21 protein-coding genes and 1 pseudogene are annotated in these 16,273 nt (G+C 38.2%); 15 read left to right on the top strand and 7 right to left on the bottom strand.

Annotation, left to right across the window (positions count from 1 at the left end; translation table 11 throughout):
* Nucleotides 1-287 precede the first annotated feature (287 nt).
* From L3V42_RS12260 to L3V42_RS12270, 3 genes are all read left to right on the top strand, one after another.
* Nucleotides 288-1,148, top strand: coding sequence for a metallophosphoesterase (locus L3V42_RS12260; protein WP_235763852.1), 861 nt, complete (start codon nt 288-290; stop codon nt 1,146-1,148).
* A 98-nt stretch (nt 1,149-1,246) separates the two neighbouring features.
* A complete protein-coding gene (locus L3V42_RS12265) occupies nt 1,247-1,819 on the top strand; it encodes an SCO family protein (protein WP_235763853.1) in 573 nt (190 codons plus the stop codon).
* A gap of 198 nt (nt 1,820-2,017) precedes the next feature.
* Nucleotides 2,018-2,488, top strand: coding sequence for a YkyB family protein (locus L3V42_RS12270; RefSeq protein WP_235763854.1), 471 nt, complete (start codon nt 2,018-2,020; stop codon nt 2,486-2,488).
* A 49-nt stretch (nt 2,489-2,537) separates the two neighbouring features.
* Here the strand turns inward: L3V42_RS12270 and L3V42_RS12275 are convergent, their stop codons facing one another.
* The gene (locus L3V42_RS12275) at nt 2,538-2,864 is read right to left on the bottom strand and encodes a hypothetical protein (protein WP_238472090.1); all 327 of its coding nucleotides are present in this window, start codon (nt 2,862-2,864) and stop codon (nt 2,538-2,540) included.
* Between the two features lie 114 nt (nt 2,865-2,978).
* Between L3V42_RS12275 and L3V42_RS12280 the strand changes: the two genes are divergently transcribed.
* Entirely contained in the window at nt 2,979-3,896 is a 918-nt protein-coding gene (locus tag L3V42_RS12280) for a DMT family transporter (RefSeq protein ID WP_255783464.1), read from the top strand.
* 42 nt (nt 3,897-3,938) lie between these two features.
* Here L3V42_RS12280 and L3V42_RS12285 read toward each other — a convergent pair whose 3' ends face one another.
* Complete coding sequence (locus tag L3V42_RS12285) at nt 3,939-4,106, bottom strand: FbpB family small basic protein (protein WP_235763857.1); 168 nt, start codon at nt 4,104-4,106, stop codon at nt 3,939-3,941.
* Between the two features lie 266 nt (nt 4,107-4,372).
* A complete protein-coding gene (locus L3V42_RS12290) occupies nt 4,373-4,567 on the bottom strand; it encodes an aspartyl-phosphate phosphatase Spo0E family protein (RefSeq protein WP_235763858.1) in 195 nt (64 codons plus the stop codon).
* Between the two features lie 136 nt (nt 4,568-4,703).
* Between L3V42_RS12290 and lepB the strand changes: the two genes are divergently transcribed.
* The 4 genes from lepB (at nt 4,704) to L3V42_RS12310 (ending at nt 8,222) form a co-directional block, all read left to right on the top strand.
* A complete protein-coding gene (lepB, locus tag L3V42_RS12295) occupies nt 4,704-5,225 on the top strand; it encodes a signal peptidase I (RefSeq protein ID WP_235763859.1) in 522 nt (173 codons plus the stop codon).
* A 420-nt stretch (nt 5,226-5,645) separates the two neighbouring features.
* Nucleotides 5,646-6,797 (top strand): zinc-ribbon domain-containing protein, encoded by a 1,152-nt coding sequence (locus L3V42_RS12300; RefSeq protein ID WP_238472092.1) that lies wholly within the window; start codon nt 5,646-5,648, stop codon nt 6,795-6,797.
* A 37-nt stretch (nt 6,798-6,834) separates the two neighbouring features.
* Nucleotides 6,835-7,977 carry a S1C family serine protease gene (locus L3V42_RS12305; RefSeq protein WP_238472093.1) on the top strand — a complete coding sequence of 381 codons (1,143 nt, stop codon included), beginning with the start codon at nt 6,835-6,837 and terminating at the stop codon, nt 7,975-7,977.
* A 101-nt stretch (nt 7,978-8,078) separates the two neighbouring features.
* Complete coding sequence (locus tag L3V42_RS12310) at nt 8,079-8,222, top strand: YjcZ family sporulation protein (protein WP_235763896.1); 144 nt, start codon at nt 8,079-8,081, stop codon at nt 8,220-8,222.
* 184 nt (nt 8,223-8,406) lie between these two features.
* Here the strand turns inward: L3V42_RS12310 and L3V42_RS12315 are convergent, their stop codons facing one another.
* Nucleotides 8,407-9,771, bottom strand: coding sequence for a TrkH family potassium uptake protein (locus L3V42_RS12315; RefSeq protein ID WP_235763861.1), 1,365 nt, complete (start codon nt 9,769-9,771; stop codon nt 8,407-8,409).
* A gap of 28 nt (nt 9,772-9,799) precedes the next feature.
* Nucleotides 9,800-10,210, bottom strand: a complete 411-nt coding sequence (locus L3V42_RS12320; RefSeq protein ID WP_238472094.1) for a YwpF family protein — start codon at nt 10,208-10,210, stop codon at nt 9,800-9,802.
* Nucleotides 10,211-10,362: 152 nt separating this feature from the next.
* Here L3V42_RS12320 and L3V42_RS12325 point away from each other — a divergent pair, with 152 nt between their 5' ends.
* The 7 genes from L3V42_RS12325 to L3V42_RS12355 all read left to right on the top strand — a co-directional run bounded on the left by L3V42_RS12325 (nt 10,363) and on the right by L3V42_RS12355 (nt 14,898).
* Nucleotides 10,363-11,103, top strand: coding sequence for a hypothetical protein (locus tag L3V42_RS12325; RefSeq protein WP_238472095.1), 741 nt, complete (start codon nt 10,363-10,365; stop codon nt 11,101-11,103).
* Between the two features lie 24 nt (nt 11,104-11,127).
* Nucleotides 11,128-11,868: an oxygen-insensitive NADPH nitroreductase gene (gene nfsA / locus L3V42_RS12330; protein WP_235763864.1), complete on the top strand. Its 741-nt coding sequence runs from the start codon at nt 11,128-11,130 to the stop codon at nt 11,866-11,868.
* 144 nt (nt 11,869-12,012) lie between these two features.
* Nucleotides 12,013-12,465 carry a YhcN/YlaJ family sporulation lipoprotein gene (locus L3V42_RS12335; protein WP_238472096.1) on the top strand — a complete coding sequence of 151 codons (453 nt, stop codon included), beginning with the start codon at nt 12,013-12,015 and terminating at the stop codon, nt 12,463-12,465.
* Nucleotides 12,466-12,484: 19 nt separating this feature from the next.
* Complete coding sequence (spoVAC, locus tag L3V42_RS12340) at nt 12,485-12,949, top strand: stage V sporulation protein AC (protein ID WP_235763866.1); 465 nt, start codon at nt 12,485-12,487, stop codon at nt 12,947-12,949.
* A 1-nt stretch (nt 12,950) separates the two neighbouring features.
* On the top strand, nt 12,951-13,955 hold the full coding sequence (gene spoVAD, locus L3V42_RS12345; RefSeq protein ID WP_235763867.1) for a stage V sporulation protein AD: 1,005 nt from the start codon (nt 12,951-12,953) through the stop codon (nt 13,953-13,955).
* A 7-nt stretch (nt 13,956-13,962) separates the two neighbouring features.
* The gene (gene spoVAE / locus L3V42_RS12350) at nt 13,963-14,313 is read left to right on the top strand and encodes a stage V sporulation protein AE (protein WP_235763868.1); all 351 of its coding nucleotides are present in this window, start codon (nt 13,963-13,965) and stop codon (nt 14,311-14,313) included.
* Nucleotides 14,314-14,379: 66 nt separating this feature from the next.
* Nucleotides 14,380-14,898, top strand: coding sequence for a thermonuclease family protein (locus L3V42_RS12355; protein WP_238472097.1), 519 nt, complete (start codon nt 14,380-14,382; stop codon nt 14,896-14,898).
* A 35-nt stretch (nt 14,899-14,933) separates the two neighbouring features.
* On the opposite strand, the gene L3V42_RS12360 is transcribed toward L3V42_RS12355, so the two are convergent.
* Nucleotides 14,934-15,914 carry a zinc-binding dehydrogenase gene (locus L3V42_RS12360; protein ID WP_238472098.1) on the bottom strand — a complete coding sequence of 327 codons (981 nt, stop codon included), beginning with the start codon at nt 15,912-15,914 and terminating at the stop codon, nt 14,934-14,936.
* A 149-nt stretch (nt 15,915-16,063) separates the two neighbouring features.
* Nucleotides 16,064-16,273 (bottom strand): annotated as a pseudogene (locus tag L3V42_RS12365) (IS5/IS1182 family transposase); the annotation flags it as partial.

The raw sequence follows: 16,273 nt of genomic DNA on the forward strand, positions 1-16,273 counted from the left end.
GAATGATACACTTCGAAGGATGGATAGCAGATGTACAAAAGCATGGTTCAAATTAAATTCAAAAAACTTCATCTTATTAAAGTATATCGTTTTGTAGGAAATATGTCAATGATTTGACTGATAATTTAGATTATAACACGTTCTTCATTTTCTGCCTTTATAAATACGAACCTATTGTTTGCCCATACCACTTTCCTTCTGTACGGCATCTTCACTTCCGTGCTATAATCGGAAAGTATAACGATTTAAACAGGACGGAAGTTTTATTATAGAAAGGTTTGACCCAGATGAATCGACGAGCATTTTTAAAGCGAGCGGCAGGATTCATGTTTACTTTAATTGGTTTAAGCGGTGGAACATTTTTTTACAGCAGAGAAATTGAGCCAGCAAGCTTACATATCCAAGAAGAACCTATTACATCAATTAAAATCCCAGCAACATTCCATAATAAGAAAATCATCCAATTCTCCGATACCCATCTTGGATTTAATTATTCGGTTGAAGACTTAGAAAAGCTTGTCAGCCTGATTAATAAACGAAAGCCAGATATTATCTTGTTTACAGGTGATTTGATCGATAATCCAAAGTATTTGCAAGAGCAGGAACATCAACCTATTATCAATGTGCTCGGAAGCTTAGATGCTCCCTTAGGTAAATATTGGATTTACGGGAATCATGATCATGGCGGTTATGGCACGGATACGATTCTTGACATTATGGAAGCAGCTGATTTTACCTTATTACAAAACAGCCACGTAGAAATCAATTCAGAACAGGATGCATTCATTCTTGCAGGAATTGATGATCTTATGCTCGGTAAACCCGATTTGGAAGCCGCACTAAATCAAGCGAACTCAGAGCTATTTACAATCCTGCTTGCCCATGAACCGGATTTTGCAGATGAAGCGGTAAAGTATCCAGTGGATGTGCAACTTTCAGGCCATAGCCACGGCGGTCAAGTGCGCTTACCTATCATCGGACACCTCTACACTCCCCCTTATGCGGAAAATTATGTAGTTGGTAAATATCTCATTGACAATCGATTGCAACTATTCGTAAATGCAGGCATCGGAACAACCCGTGTCCCCTACCGTTTATTTTGTAAACCTGAAATCCATGAATACACATTAAAAGCCAATTTGTCATAAATGTTTCACAGGAAAGTCATTGGATTCAGCTAAAACCTAAATAAAAGAATGCTATACTAAACATAAGCTTATTTACTTAGAAAGGAAGATTGTCTTACATGAAGCGCCTATTATTTATCTTGGCACTCTCCCTTTTCCTGGCTGGCTGCGGTGAAGCAATCGAAACGAATATGAGTGAAGATATGCTGGATTTCGAGTTCACCACTCAAGATAACGAAACGATGAGCCTGAAGGATTTAGAGGGTGAATATTGGATTGCTGATATGATTTTCACAAACTGTACAACCGTATGTTTACCAATGACTTCCAACATGAAAATGCTCCAGGATCGTTTAGCTGAAGAAGGATATGGCGATCTCAATCTTGTCTCTTTTAGTGTCGACCCTGATTATGATACACCGGAAGTACTCCGGGAATATGGGGAAAGCTATGATGTCGACTTCAGTAATTGGACATTTCTAACGGGTTATGATTTTCAAACGATTAAAGAAATCTCAATCAAATCGTTTAAGAGTTTACTTGCCGAGGCCCCGGAAGGTACAGACCAAGTAACACATGGAACTAGATTTTTCCTGATCAATCCTGAAGGAGAAGTTATTAAATATTACGATGGAGTCCAATCCGAAACGATAGAATCAATTATAAATGATATCAATAAACTAAATGAATAAAACAATTCTTCGAAAAGCATTCAACACGAATGCTTTTTTTCATAAAAAAATAGATCATCATATAACGCTGAACGAAACCTCTTTCTCTAATACGCTGGATCATGAAGCGAAAGTGAATCTACCTTAAATCTCCCATTGCCTAAACCGTTTCTTTAAGGTACGATAGATATAATAGAGATGTTGTAAAGGAGTGAGTTTATGAGTACAGACAGTGATATACACGAAATAGCTCAAGCAATTTTCAGCGTTAACCGCCATGCGAAAACTGCCCCGGAGCCTCAACATTTATATTTCATCAAAAAAGAAGCAATCAATAAATTATTAAAAGAAAAGCGCGCCGAAAGAATCGGGCTTCATTTCTCGGACAGGCCTAAGTACAGCAACCAGCATTCCACATTACTTGTTAAAGTGGCAGATTATTATTTTCACATTCCTCCAACAAAGGAAGACTTCAAAGAATTGGAACATCTCGGTTCCTTAGATAAAAACTACCGAAATCCCCATTCGAAAATGTCACTTTCACAAGCTAAACGAGTTCTTTATCCTTATATCAACTATAAGCCTTCAACTAAACCGAAAAAAAGCCGAACTTATACATCAGCTTACTACACACCCTCATCTCTTGGTAAGATGGAATGGCCGCCAACTAGTAGACACAGGAATTATTAACCCTCTAAAATATTCATCAGTAAAAAGGCGCAAACAGCAACATGGCTGTTTACGCCTTTTTACTGATGAACCGTCTAAATAAATATTTGCACACCAAACTAATGATCAACAAAATCCCATAAATTCCAATAATCTGTAATAAATATGGTAAAAATATAACCGCCTGCATTTCTTTCCTGCCAATAATCAATATAAAAAAGAAAAAATTCAAAAAAGTAATACTTCCTACGAGATATCCGAGTACATATTCTTTTTCCTTGCCCCACTCAATTAGACGTTTCACCAGTATAAATATACATAAGAGCAACAATAAACCCGCCATAATAAAAAGAAAGTCATAATGAAAGAAAATCAATTCGGAAAAGAAACGGTCCATCATGAAACCTCCAACTAAGCAATTTAAATAGCTTTATTGTTCCCATTTAAAAAATTACTATACATCTAAATACTTTACGAATATAATGAAAGTGAGAATGGTAGAAAGAGAGCGATGTTGGTGAATAAAGCATTTATCTATATTCTTATCGGGGCTGCGTTATGGGGGACAATTGGATTTTATGTAAAAAATCTCTATGCATATGGTTTTACTCCAATGGAGGTAGTGACACTCAGAGTATGGACGTCAGCTGTTATTCTCGTCTTATATTTACTGTTCACTGCACCGAAAAGATTGAAATTGCATCAATTAACCGACATCAAATACTTCATTGGCACCGGTATTTTCAGTATTGTATTTTTCAACTATTGCATGTTTACTGCTATCGAAACATCGACAATCCCTGTTGCTACTGCATTACTTTATACAGGTCCGGCATTTGTGACCATTTTTTCTTACCTTTTATTCAAAGAGCCGTTAACACGAATTAAAATCATTGCCCTCTGTATCACATTATTCGGCACGAGTCTTGTCGTTGGTTTAATTCCCTTTGACAAGGAAGCATTTAAATTTGGGAGTGTTGTTTTCGGGATCGGTTCAGCAGTTGGATATGCACTGTATAGCATATTCAGTAAATACGCTTTGAGGAAATATACAACACTACCGATTACGACCTTTACATTTCTAACTGCAGCTATTGCTTTAATCCCCTTCTTTCCTTACAAAGAGAAAGTTATGTTATTAATCAATCAAGAAGTACTCTTTTACGCTTTCGGCTTAGGATTACTCCCTACTGCAGTCGCTTATATCATTTATACACATGGATTAAATCGCACAGAGACTTCAAAAGCTTCTATTCTGACAACGGTAGAACCCGTAGTAGCGACCATGATTGGAATTTTCATTTTCCAAGAAACTTTCTCGTTCATTCAAATGCTAGGAATGGCTTGTATTATCTGTGCTGTGATTGTTGTGCAAGTTTATAGCAGTAATCAAAATAATGTAACCAGGTCACCCAAACTTCGAGCATAAAAAAAACGGGAGTATGTTCACATCCCGTTTTTTTACGCTAATTTATTCATTTGATAAAAGCCCAGAGTCCTGTTCGCGCTGTTTCTTAGCTTTCGCTTCATGCTTCTTCTCCAAACGCATTTCCAGTTGATCGAGGCTATTCTCATCATCAAGCAACTCTCTTATATTTTGGCTTACGAGTTGTTCAAAACTCATACGTTTAGGTCTCATCTTTTGCACTCCTTTACACATACTAATTTCATTATACCCAATTTTCCATGTTCCTAATCGAAATTATTTGAACATTTTAGGAACTTTTATTCGTAATTAACGGAAAATTACTATTTCAATTATATTTTATATCATTTAATGATAATTTTCAAACAAATTACTCTTTTACATCCAATTTCACAAAGTCAATAAAGCTATTTTCAATTGCTTATCCCCAAATAAATAGCTTACAAACGAATATATACTCTTCCATCCTGTAAACTTTTTTAAATAACTTCATTGCTTTTTTTTATTTCAGAATTCGATTCCTCTTTCATTCTTTCGTATTCATTTAGTAGTTGATCCAATTCCTTGCTTATTGTAATGCATTTTTCATGATTAAGCCCATTTTCTTCCGCAGCCTGAATCATTTTTTTGCGTAAAAACTCAATCTGTTTAAGCATCTCTCCAAGCGTATCCATTGAAAGTATAGCACTCCTTTAAAACTGAATTGTAATTCATTAATTGTCGTGAAAAAACTTTGTCGTTTACTGTCGATAATGAAACAAAGATATGCTACTATAAAAAGTGAATTCAAATAGAAAAGGATGGTAGCAATTGGCTACAAAACAAAAATCCGAATGGCTTGAATGGCTAAAAGCCATTATGATCGCTGTCATCATTGCTCTTTTAATCCAAAACTTTGTATTCGCCACTTCGATTGTTGAAGGCGATAGTATGGAACCAACGCTTGAAAACGGTGAAAGGCTCATCTTTAATAAAATAATTTATATCGTCGATGAGCCGAAGCGTGGTGATATTATTATCATTCAGCAAGTAGACAAAAATTATGTCAAACGGGTTATTGCCCTGCCAGGTGAAACGGTTGAAATCAAAAATAGTGAATTATATATTGATGGAGAAAGATACATTGAGACATTTCTGAGCGAAGAAATTAGCAGCAAGACTGGGGAGTTCGGCCCGGTACACGTTCCTCAGGATAGTTATTTTGTGATGGGAGATAACCGCGCGATTAGTAAAGACAGCCGTAACGGCCTCGGATATATTCAGCGCGATGAAATCATTGGGAGGTCAGAACTCATTATTTACCCAATTAGTGAATGGGAGCGAACAAAATAATAAAGTAAACAGGGCAGTCAAGTGTGGCTGCCCTGTTCGATTCATTACTTTTCATTATCCAATAAACAGTAGCCGATGTTAAGGATAAGAATGGCAAAAAGAACAATCGCATAAATCGTTTCCATTCATATGCTCCCCTTTCATAATTTTCATTGGTATTTTTTTCCTGGTGTAACCGTCCATGAAACTCCACTTCAAAACTGTAGGGTCTTCGAGAATGTTTAGGTGGGAAGAAACGTGAGCTAACACCCGGATTTGTTCAGCTAACAATCAGTGGGGAATGAAGAAAAAAACCCACGGATTGAAGTTTCACTTTATATTAAAGCTATGTATCTTATCATCCTCCTTATCATATCAACTTTTTTCTTTTTAATAAAGCATTTATGATAAAATAATATAGATTATTGGAGGTGACACGTGATGTATTATTGCCCAAATTGCGGAACAAAAGTAAAAGAAGAGGAACACTTTTGTTTAAAATGTGGAAAATCTCTACCTGATATCGATTCAAGACTAGAGCCTGCAAGATTCCAGAAATGGTGGATTCTCCCAATTGCTACACTAATTATTGTGATTAGCAGTGTGTTTTTATTCTCCACTTACTTAAATCATCAATCAACAAAAGCGGTCGAATTATATACAGAAGCGGAAAATTCGCTGCTTGATGAAGATTACGAACAAGCAAGTCAATTGCTGCAAAGCTCTCTTGATTACCGGAAGGATTTCAGTCAAGCGCAAGTAGCATTGCAATACACGAATGAAGCGCTGCAAATAGATGAACGACTGAAAAAGACAGATCAGCTCCTCCAAGATAGGAGTTACAACGAGGCATTGGACATTCTCCATGTAACAGAGGATAAATTAAAAACGTATCAAGGGCCTGTTGTCAGTAAACTCGTCGAAAAAATTAATCAAACGCACGCTTCCGTTCTTTTGGAACAGTTAAAAACAAAACTTGAAGACAGTCCTAGTATAGATGAAATTCGTATGCTTATTTGGGAGGCGGAAGAAATAAATCATTCTGAAGCAAACGACATTGTCACACAGTTACGGAATGAACTTGTGGAATATACCTTCTCAACAGCAAGTGAAGCTTTGAATAACAAACAATTCAATGATGCTCAGTTAATTACAGAGGACGGATTAAAATATGCACCAGATGCTGAGAAACTGCAAAGCTTACTTGCAAATATCAATAAAGAAAAAAGTTCTTTCGAAGCTGCAGCACAAGAACGGCTGGAGCAAGCAATGGATACTGCCTATCAAGAACATCAAATGAATGAGAATGATGCGATTGAACTTAATTTTATCGATGTAGAGAATGATGAAGATGGCAGAATTGTAGTTAAAGGAGCGGTCAAGAGTAATGCAACTGTTCCGATTAATTCCATTCTTGTTGAATATACAGTCTCACGGAATGATGAGGAAATCTTGACAAATGAAATATTCGTCTATCCAGATACGCTTTATCCAACCGAACAGGGGAAATTCGAATTTACGCATTTTGATTTAAAAGACAAATCGAGTAATCTGGAAGCTGCAGTTAAAAAAATAACATGGTATACCGATTAATGAATTTCTGGTTTATAATCATCCGAGGTGAGACTTCATGAAACAAAAAAGATATCCCGCTATTTTTATAAGTATTGTTTTTCTGCTTATCGGCATTTTTATTACCTTCAAGCTGTATTCTGACTGGAAAGATACAGAACTTGCTATCAATCAACCATTTGTAAATCACATTGCTGAAAAAAGTGAAAATCTTGACTTGAAAACAATTATCCACGAAGCTGAAAAAAGCGTGATTCAAATCGAAGGACATAATGAATATAGTACGATTACCGGTTCCGGATTTTTATATAATAGTAAAGGCGACATTATTACGAATGCCCACGTCATCCAAGACGCAGACGCGATTTATGTCCGAACATCAAATGCAAGATTCTATCCTGCTGCTGTCATTGGAATAAGTGAAGATACTGATATTGCAGTCATCCGTGTGCCGCAATTAGCCAATCGTGACCCTCTCCCTCTTTCTGATGAACTAGCAGAGATTGGAGATGAAATCATCGCACTCGGTAGCCCGCACGGCTTTCAAAACACTGTTACATTAGGGATTATTTCTGGGACAGAAAGAGACTTAGATGTTGATGGTTATCATTATGCCAATGCCTACCAGATTTCCGCATCGATCACTCATGGTAATAGCGGCGGCCCTCTCATTAAAAGGGAAACGGGTGAGATTATTGGCATCAACTCCGTTGGGATGGATGATGGAATGTTCGGATTCAGTATCCCAATAAATGAAGTGATTGACATCGCTAAGAAATGGTCTAATGAAGCTGTGAATGAAGATTTGAAATTTGCTAGTATCACAGACATCATGAGTAACATAAATATGGAACAAGGGCTGCAGGATGCGAATTACTTAACCGAATATTTTTGGGATAGTATTGGCATCCGTGATTATATTAGTGCTTACTCACTCTTAGGCAGCACCCTGCAACAGAGCACTTCCTATGCAGATTTCAGAAACCAATATATCTATATCATTGACTTAAGAATAACAGATTCAGAAAGTGAAGTATTAGACCATAATCAAATTGAAACAACGGTTGAAGTTGACGTTATGGAAAGGGACAGCAATCAAGATGACGAAAAAGAAAAAACGACTTCCCAACAATTTGAATTTATCTTTGCATATGAAAATGATCAATTAAAAATTGTAAAAATCACCGATACAACGGATTAGAGGTTTTTTGTGAATTGCTCCTTGTCCTTTTCTGTGCTAACGTCTATACGTTTTTTGGTTTCCTGCATATAGTAACACTGTAGATGTGGGAGGTGAAAGTTATGGGCTACGGATTCGGTGGCGGTGGCTACGGTTGTGGCGGCTACGGCGGCGGAGGCTATGGCGGTGGCTATGGCGGCAACTTCGCTTTAATCGTGGTACTTTTTATTTTGCTAATTATCGTCGGAGCAGCATTTTACTTCTAAAACACGAATAATAGCTTGTGCATTCCCCACCCAATGCACAAGCTATTTTTGTTTTTCTAATAATACTTAGGAAATAACTTAGTAGCAGTCCAGACACCTCGAGACTCCCGCGGAAGGCCGGCTAAGAACGGTCACGTCCTGTGACCAATACCCTCACTGAATGAAGTTTCACTTTATGAATCGATTAACCGATGATCATTCTTTCCTTAGGATAGCGGACATTACTCGGGTTGACACGCGGACGAAAGATGAGTAAGAACGTGATAATACCGACTCTTCCGATAAACATAAGAAGCATGAGCAAGATTTTACTGAGAATACTCAAATCCGCCGTAATGCCCATTGAAAGTCCAACCGTACCAAATGCCGAGGTGACTTCAAATAAAATCTGTGTCAACGAAAAATCCTCGACAACCGAAACGAGCAAGACCGAAGCAAACATGATGAAAAGTGCAACTAGGGTAATTGTTACAGCTTTCCTCAAATCTTCTTCGTGAATTTCTCTGTTAAAAATCCGTACCTGCTTCTTCCCGCTAATATACGTTAAGATAAATAACATCACAAGTGCAAAAGTTGTCGTTCGAATCCCTCCGCCCGCACTACTCGGTGAGGCACCTACAAACATAAGAAATGACATAAAGAGCTGATTCGCGTCTGTTAGCTTGCTTACGTCTAGTGTCGCAAGTCCGCCACTTCTCGTTGTTACAGATTGGAAAACTGCATAGAAGAATGACTCATGCCAGACAACTCCTTTGAAAAATCCATTAATGTCCAACAGATATATTCCAATCGCTCCTATAAGAATCAATGCAAAGAAAGTCGCAACGGTCACTTTAAAAAATAAAGTAAAGCGATACGTCCTGTTTTTCTTCCTTTTTCCTAGCAAAAACTCTTTACATTCAATTAAAACAGGGAAACCAACCGCTCCAAAAATGATTAAAAACATAACTGCCCCTTGAATAAAATAATCACCACGAAACGGAATCATTGATAAACCTGTCAAATCAAAGCCTGCATTCGATATAGCCGTAATCGTTGTAAAATAACCATGAAAGAAGGCCTCTGCTACAGAATCATAATACGTTAAATAGTAAAAACCTAAAATAATGACAAAAAGCAGTTCAACAAACAAGATTAGAATAATAATTTGCTTAATTAAACGAACCATTCCTTTAAAACTTGTCTGATTCTGATCCGTCATAATTAATCTTCTTTCAATCAAGCCAATTTTTTTTCCGATTATCAGCCAGATCAACGTACTGATCGCCATTACACCGACTGCTCCGAGGTGTAAAATTATTGTCAGGAGAATAACTCCTGTTGTGCTGAATGTATCAACAATTGAAATTGTGCTTAACCCCGTAACACTTAACGCACTAACGGCTGTAAATAAAAGATCAATAAATGAAATGGATGCATTTTCTTTATATGCCACTGGCAAGGCTAGAAGCACAGTCGAGAAAATGACTGCAACAATATAAAAAAGCAGTAGCAATTGTACTGGTGTTAATCGATTCAACCATATTAATTTACCATCACGTATATTCATTGCTGGGATACTCCTATGACTTCAATTTTTAAAGATTTTCTTTAAACTTATTCAGCAAATCCTCTCCTCTATTTCCTTCTGTCACTAATTTCTCTAAAACCTTCTCTATTTTTTCTGTTTTTTGATCCACCATGGTGCCGAGTAATAATACATTTATATTATCACCAATTGGATTGATATCGATAATCGATGTAATACAAGTTGCCAATTCATTCGACTCTGTTGTAATTTTGACATGAATAATTAATTCCGAATTATTTTCCTTTAATGCTGTGAAGTAATCAAGCAGTTCAGGATTCGTATATGCTTCAATCAACCAACGATTTTCTACATCTTCCCGATTGATAATCAATCCATCCAATAATGGGATATGTACTGTTTTATAAGCGTCTGTATCGAATTCTACAATCTGCAATTGTTTTAATTTAAAAGTTTTCACCCTAATGCCCCCTTGATTTCATTATATTGAAGTGTATCAAAAATGCTAGCAGATGGGAATAAAACTTAACAAACAATTCAAGTGCAAAGCAACTGCATGTTTACGAAAAGTAGTGTACAATTGGATTGTAAAAATACAACTAGGGAGCGGTTATGATGCGAATGGTTCTCTCTGTCGTCTTCATTGTAATTTTTTTATCAGCTTGTTCGGAAAACGATACGCTCTCTCCTATTCATAAAGCTGACCTGGATCTGGAACCGCTGGAAACCTCCGCTGCAAAAAAATCGGAACCATTAGACCAGGATCCTGAAGATATAGAAGAATATGTGGAATTTACAATTGATGAGGAAATCATTTCTCTTTCCATCCGTGATATTCCTATCCTTCATCAATTTCTTCAGGTCCAGAAAAAACCACAGCAAGCTATCTCGGACATGGAGCTGAAGAAGTACGTTTTAGGAATGGAAGAATTCTTTATTTTGTGCTTTTCTTGTTACGATAAGCAATGTTCCTATCTTCTCTTACATCCTGACCAAAATAAGTCCGCATTTTTAGTTGCAGATATGGCTTCCTATGTAAACCATACATTCTCCCCTGACGCAACAAAGGTCGCTTTTCATTTTAACCGGCCTGGAGAAGCACATTTGGTTCCAAGTCATGTTATTGTGTTTGATCTTAAGGAATGGACAGCTGTTACCATGAGAAATGAAGGGGATGAAGCTTTCGGACTCGGCTTTACATGGCCGATTTTTTCTATTGAATGGTCGGATGATTCATCACTGGCAATTGATTTTCCCGACCTGAACGAACCGACTGAAGAAGCGTTGGATGCTTGGACCACGCTTGAGGAACCACCATTTATTACCGAAACGTACCATTTAAATCTACAATAATTTTAAGATAAAGGAGATCATCTAATGAACGAAACAATTAAACTACTCCATAACCATCGTTCTATTCGAAAATTCACTCCCGAAAAGTTGACGAAAGAGGAAGTAAGAACAATCGTAGAAGCTGGTCAACGAGCCTCCACGTCGAGTAATGTCATGGCGTACTCCATCATCGGGATAACGGATGAAAATATAAAAAAAGAGCTTAGAAAAGTATCCGGCCAACCCTACGTAGAAAATAATGGCTACCTATTTGTTATTTGTGCTGATCTTAGCCGGATTGCTAACTTGGATTCTGATGCAGTTCATGAAAATGTTAAACAGAATTTGGAAAGCACTGAGCAATTCATCGTTGCCACGGTAGATGGTGCATTAGTGACACAAAACATGGTTATCGCGGCGGAAGCCTTAGGGTTTGGCGCATGTTACCTTGGGAGCTTGCGAAATGATATTAACCGGGTAGACGAACTCTTAAAGCTTCCGGAATATGTTATCCCATTGTTCGGTCTTGCGGTTGGTCACCCAGATCATGAGCCAAACCTTAAGCCGCGTCTGCCATTTGAAGCTGTCTTCCATGAGAATACATACCAGCAAGCAACACATAAACATGTAGAGAGTTATGATAGAACGATTTCAGATTATTACCAAGCTCGCGATTCCAATTTGAAAGATGATAACTGGTCAAAGCAAATGCTCCGGAAATATAAAATTCCAACCCGTATAGACGTAGCAGCATACGTACAAAGTAAAAATATAAATAAACAGTAAACATCAGGTTACCTCCTGATGTTTTTTCTTCTTCTCTAACTCGATAGGAAGTAAATTCCAAGTATATTTCCTCCTGTTTTCCCAATGCTATAAACTGTAATTTCAAGAATATAAGCCCTTGCAGAAAGGTGTGAAACGAATACAATGGGACGTTATGTAATTGTAATTTCCTTTCTTCTCTTACTTGTGCTGAATGCTTGTGCAACGAACAATACCGGCCAATCAGCAAATGAAACAAATCCATCCATCCTGCGCACATCTACCAACTATAATCAAGAACCAAGTGAGCATGCAAAAGAACTTATTGAACAGGAACATGAAATCAATGAAGTTATTGCAATCAATAATGACGACGTAATCGTCATTGCAATTGATCCGAAACAGCATGACCGTCTGCAATTGAAGAAATTAGAAAAGAACTTAAAAGACAGTGTCGAATCCTCCTTCCATAAGCACAAAATTGAACTATCGACGGATCAGAAAATAGTTCTCGAATTAAGAAAGCTTGAAGAACGAATAACGAATGGTACTTTGTCCAGAGCTGACTTAAAGAAAGAGCTTGAAAGAATCCGGAAGTTATCCAAAGAACAGACATAAGAAATGAGGTTTTTTTCCGATGGCAGATCAAAAGAATAAAGCAAAACAGTATCAATCCTTTGAAGATAAACGGGAAACGAAGCGGCCAATCTTACTTAATTGTGTAAAAGCTTTTCTTGTTGGAGGTTTTATCTGTTTAATTGGACAAGTGATCACCACCTTTTATATTTATTACTTCGATTTCACCGAACAAACTGCAGGGAATCCGACAACTGCAACACTTATTTTTATTACGATGATCCTGACAGGCTTTGGCCTTTATAATCGACTTGGTCAATTTGCCGGTGCTGGGTCAGCTGTTCCTGTTACCGGTTTCGGGAACGCCGTCATTTCTGCAGCAATGGAGCACCGGACAGAAGGATTCATTCTTGGAGTTGGAACAAATATGTTTAAACTTGCCGGCCCCGTGATCGTATATGGTGTATTTGCCGCATTTGTAATTGCGTTAATCAAAACGATTTTCCTGCAATTAGGAGGCTTATAAAATGTTACAAGGAAAGCAGACATGGGAATTTCAAAATCGTCCGGTCATTCTCTCTACCGGCATAACCGGTGGCCCTTTCGAAGCGGAAGGACCTCTGCGAAGTGATTTCGATTATTTATTCGATGATGGCTGGCTGAAGGAGAAAACCTTTGAAAAAGCTCAGCAGCGCCTGATGGAAGAGGCAGTTGAAATAGCCCTTCAGAAAAGTCCAGTTGAAAAAGAACAGGTAAACTTCTTCATAAGCGGAGATTTAATTAATCAAATTACACCTACTACCTTTAGCGCTAAGACACTTGCTATGCCTTACATTGGCTTATTCGGCGCTTGCGCTACATCTACAGAAGGGCTCGCTTTATCTGCTGCTTTACTTGATGGCGGATTTGCCGATTTTATCGTGAGTGGCTCTGCTAGTCACCATGCTGCAGCGGAGAAGCAATTCCGCTACCCGAATGATTATGGCGGCCAAAAACCTCCGACTGCCCAGTGGACAGTTACCGGTGCTGGCTGTGCAATTATCGGCAAGCAGGGGCATGGTCCAGCTATAACTTCTGCAACAATTGGAAAAGTTGTAGACATGGGGATTACTGATCCTTTTAATATGGGAGGAGCGATGGCACCTGCTGCAGTGGAGACGATTCAAACACATTTCAAGGAAAGAAATGTAGACGAAAATTATTATGACCTGATTATAACCGGAGATCTAGGAAAAATCGGGAGAAAAACTTCCTTTGATTTATTAAAACAACAAGGAATTCAGTTGGAAGATAAGCAATATGTGGATTGTGGCATGACGATTTACGGTCCAGATCAACCTGTTCAATCAGGTGCAAGCGGAACAGCATGTTCAGCGATCGTCATGTACGGGCATTTCCTGAAACGGATGATTCAAGGTGAGTTCAAACGGATGTTACTTGTAGCTACTGGTTCTTTGCATTCACCACTAAGTGTTCAACAAAAAGATTCCATCCCTGCTATTGCACATGCAGTCTCAATTGAAATGGAGTGACTAGTTCATGGTATTTTTCTGGGCATTTGTTATTGGTGGCCTTATTTGTGTAATTGGACAAATCATGTTCGATGTATTCAAACTCAGTCCCGCTCACACCCTGACCATTCTCGTCATCTCAGGTGCTATCCTTGATGGGTTTGGTCTATATGAACCGTTAATTGATTTTGCTGGAGCAGGAGCGACAGTTCCGATTACAAGCTTTGGAAACTCATTAGTCCACGGGGCATTAGCTGAAGCTGAGAAACACGGATTGATTGGCGTCGTTACCGGCATGTTTGAAGTAACGAGCGCTGGTATTTCAGCCGCAATTATTTTCGGTGTGCTTGGTGCTATTCTCTTTAAGCCAAAAGCATAGTATTTTTAGCGATGCAGATCTTTCACTCATGTTATAATAAGAAATTATAATAAGAGGAGAAAGTTAATGCAGAAAAGAACGGTAACAACCATACTCACAGTCCTAATACTCGCTGTTATTTATTTCTTTTTCCAAGAAGATGAAGAGGCTAATGCTACATTCTTGCGAGTGGTAGATGGAGACACGTTCCTAGCCGAAATTGACGGTGAAGAAGAATATGTCCGCTTACTGCTTGTTGATACTCCCGAACTGGATCACAAAGCAGGAAACCATCAGCCCTTTGCAGAAGAGGCGAGTGCACGGATGGCGGATTCCTTTGACAAATTTGATCCAATCTTTTTAGAATACGGGACAGATGAACGTGATCGCTATGACCGAGTATTAGCCTATCTTTACACAAAAGATGATGAGCTATTCAATGAGCTTTTAATTAAGGAAGGATTAGCAAGAGTCGCCTATGTTTTCCCACCAAATGATAAATATGCTTCTGATTTTTATAAAGCTGAGTCAGAAGCTCGAAATAAAAAAATCGGTGTTTGGAGTATCTCTAATTATGTTACAAACAGAGGCTTTCAAATACAGTAAAAAATAGGACTAGGAAAAACTCCCAGTCCTATTTTTTATTCTGTTAATAAAGCGATTTTACCAAACTGGCTGTTCTCCTCCAGGTGGTCGAATGCTTGCTGGGCGTCATCAAATGCAAAGGTTTTATCCATAACTGGTCTTATTTCATGTTTCTCCATATGGGCTAGTAACTGTTGAAGTTCTTCACGACTTCCCATCGTGGAGCCAAACAGTTTATATTGACCATAGAAGAAGGTCCGTAAGTTAAGATCTGCCTGATCTCCTGCTGTTGCTCCGTAAATAACAATTCTTCCGCCTTGTTTCAATACGTCCAACGAACGATTAAAGGTCGCTGCACCTACACTATCGATCACAAGATCAATCTGCTCGTTCTTCAACTCTTCCTTCCAGTCACTTTGCGTTCCAATCGCAAGATCCGCCCCAATCTCTTCTGCTTGTTTCAACTTTTCAGCACTTCTCGAAGTAACAATCACACGAGCTCCAAGACTTTTTGCAAATTGGATGATATACGTGTTTACGCCACTGCTTGCTCCAGGTATAAAGACTGTTTCCCCTGCTTTAATATCTCCTTTTGTCACTAAGGCACGGTAGCCTGTCAAGGCAGCAAGTGCAAGAACGCCAGCTTCTTCCCATGTTAAGTAATCCGGTTTCTTTTCCGCTTGTTCTTCATTGATAACAATTTTTTCAGCAAATGTACCATGATCTGGCATGCCAAGGATATCGAATCCCTTTGGAGGTGCGTCACTATTTTCGTGCCAGTTTAGTGACGGGTTGATGATGACTTCATCGCCTTCTTTAAAACGAGTAACAGCTGCTCCTACTGATTCAACGATCCCTGCGCCGTCAGAACCGAGGATGAGTGCTTCTTTATCGCTGCCTCTGCGGTTCGGTATATAGAGGTCTCTCCTGTTCAGACCCGCTGTTTTTAACTTAACGACTATTTCATTACTCTGTGGTTTTGGTTCTGGCATACTTTTTAGTTTCAATTCTCCATATTCTAAAACAAACGCCTTCATACCCACTTCCCCTTTCATATGTACTTTTATATTTATTCAGACAATTATCTTCTATTATCGGCGACTTTGAGCGAATTATCAACCAGAACGAATTGATTCCTATTTATCATATTGCAGCCGGAAAGAATTATGTATTCACTATGAAACAGTTAATTTAAAAAAGAGGCTGGGACATAACTAGCCAAAAATAATAAAAAAAGAATCCAAGTCATTAAAATGCGGCTTGGATTCATTTTTGATAGAAATTTATCATCGTTATTTATTTTTTTGGAGTTTTTGGCGGTGAACTTCCTCAAGTTTACCGCCATTAATGCAAAGGCTAATTCATTTGTCGCCTTTTGTTTTCCTCGAACGGAAAA

Origin of the sequence: Oceanobacillus alkalisoli (assembly GCF_022213125.1) — a bacterium.
Classification (GTDB): domain Bacteria; phylum Bacillota; class Bacilli; order Bacillales; family Amphibacillaceae; genus Oceanobacillus; species Oceanobacillus alkalisoli.

Coding starts and splice junctions, on each gene's coding strand:
- L3V42_RS12260 (WP_235763852.1), top strand. CDS start 288: ATGAATCGACGAGCATTTTTAAAGCGAGCGGCAGGATTCATGTTTACT.
- L3V42_RS12265 (WP_235763853.1), top strand. CDS start 1,247: ATGAAGCGCCTATTATTTATCTTGGCACTCTCCCTTTTCCTGGCTGGC.
- L3V42_RS12270 (WP_235763854.1), top strand. CDS start 2,018: ATGAGTACAGACAGTGATATACACGAAATAGCTCAAGCAATTTTCAGC.
- L3V42_RS12275 (WP_238472090.1), bottom strand. CDS start 2,864: ATGGACCGTTTCTTTTCCGAATTGATTTTCTTTCATTATGACTTTCTT.
- L3V42_RS12280 (WP_255783464.1), top strand. CDS start 2,979: ATGTTGGTGAATAAAGCATTTATCTATATTCTTATCGGGGCTGCGTTA.
- L3V42_RS12285 (WP_235763857.1), bottom strand. CDS start 4,106: ATGAGACCTAAACGTATGAGTTTTGAACAACTCGTAAGCCAAAATATA.
- L3V42_RS12290 (WP_235763858.1), bottom strand. CDS start 4,567: ATGGATACGCTTGGAGAGATGCTTAAACAGATTGAGTTTTTACGCAAA.
- L3V42_RS12300 (WP_238472092.1), top strand. CDS start 5,646: ATGTATTATTGCCCAAATTGCGGAACAAAAGTAAAAGAAGAGGAACAC.
- L3V42_RS12305 (WP_238472093.1), top strand. CDS start 6,835: ATGAAACAAAAAAGATATCCCGCTATTTTTATAAGTATTGTTTTTCTG.
- L3V42_RS12310 (WP_235763896.1), top strand. CDS start 8,079: ATGGGCTACGGATTCGGTGGCGGTGGCTACGGTTGTGGCGGCTACGGC.
- L3V42_RS12315 (WP_235763861.1), bottom strand. CDS start 9,771: ATGAATATACGTGATGGTAAATTAATATGGTTGAATCGATTAACACCA.
- L3V42_RS12325 (WP_238472095.1), top strand. CDS start 10,363: ATGATGCGAATGGTTCTCTCTGTCGTCTTCATTGTAATTTTTTTATCA.
- nfsA (WP_235763864.1), top strand. CDS start 11,128: ATGAACGAAACAATTAAACTACTCCATAACCATCGTTCTATTCGAAAA.
- L3V42_RS12335 (WP_238472096.1), top strand. CDS start 12,013: ATGGGACGTTATGTAATTGTAATTTCCTTTCTTCTCTTACTTGTGCTG.
- spoVAC (WP_235763866.1), top strand. CDS start 12,485: ATGGCAGATCAAAAGAATAAAGCAAAACAGTATCAATCCTTTGAAGAT.
- spoVAD (WP_235763867.1), top strand. CDS start 12,951: ATGTTACAAGGAAAGCAGACATGGGAATTTCAAAATCGTCCGGTCATT.
- spoVAE (WP_235763868.1), top strand. CDS start 13,963: ATGGTATTTTTCTGGGCATTTGTTATTGGTGGCCTTATTTGTGTAATT.
- L3V42_RS12355 (WP_238472097.1), top strand. CDS start 14,380: ATGCAGAAAAGAACGGTAACAACCATACTCACAGTCCTAATACTCGCT.
- L3V42_RS12360 (WP_238472098.1), bottom strand. CDS start 15,914: ATGAAGGCGTTTGTTTTAGAATATGGAGAATTGAAACTAAAAAGTATG.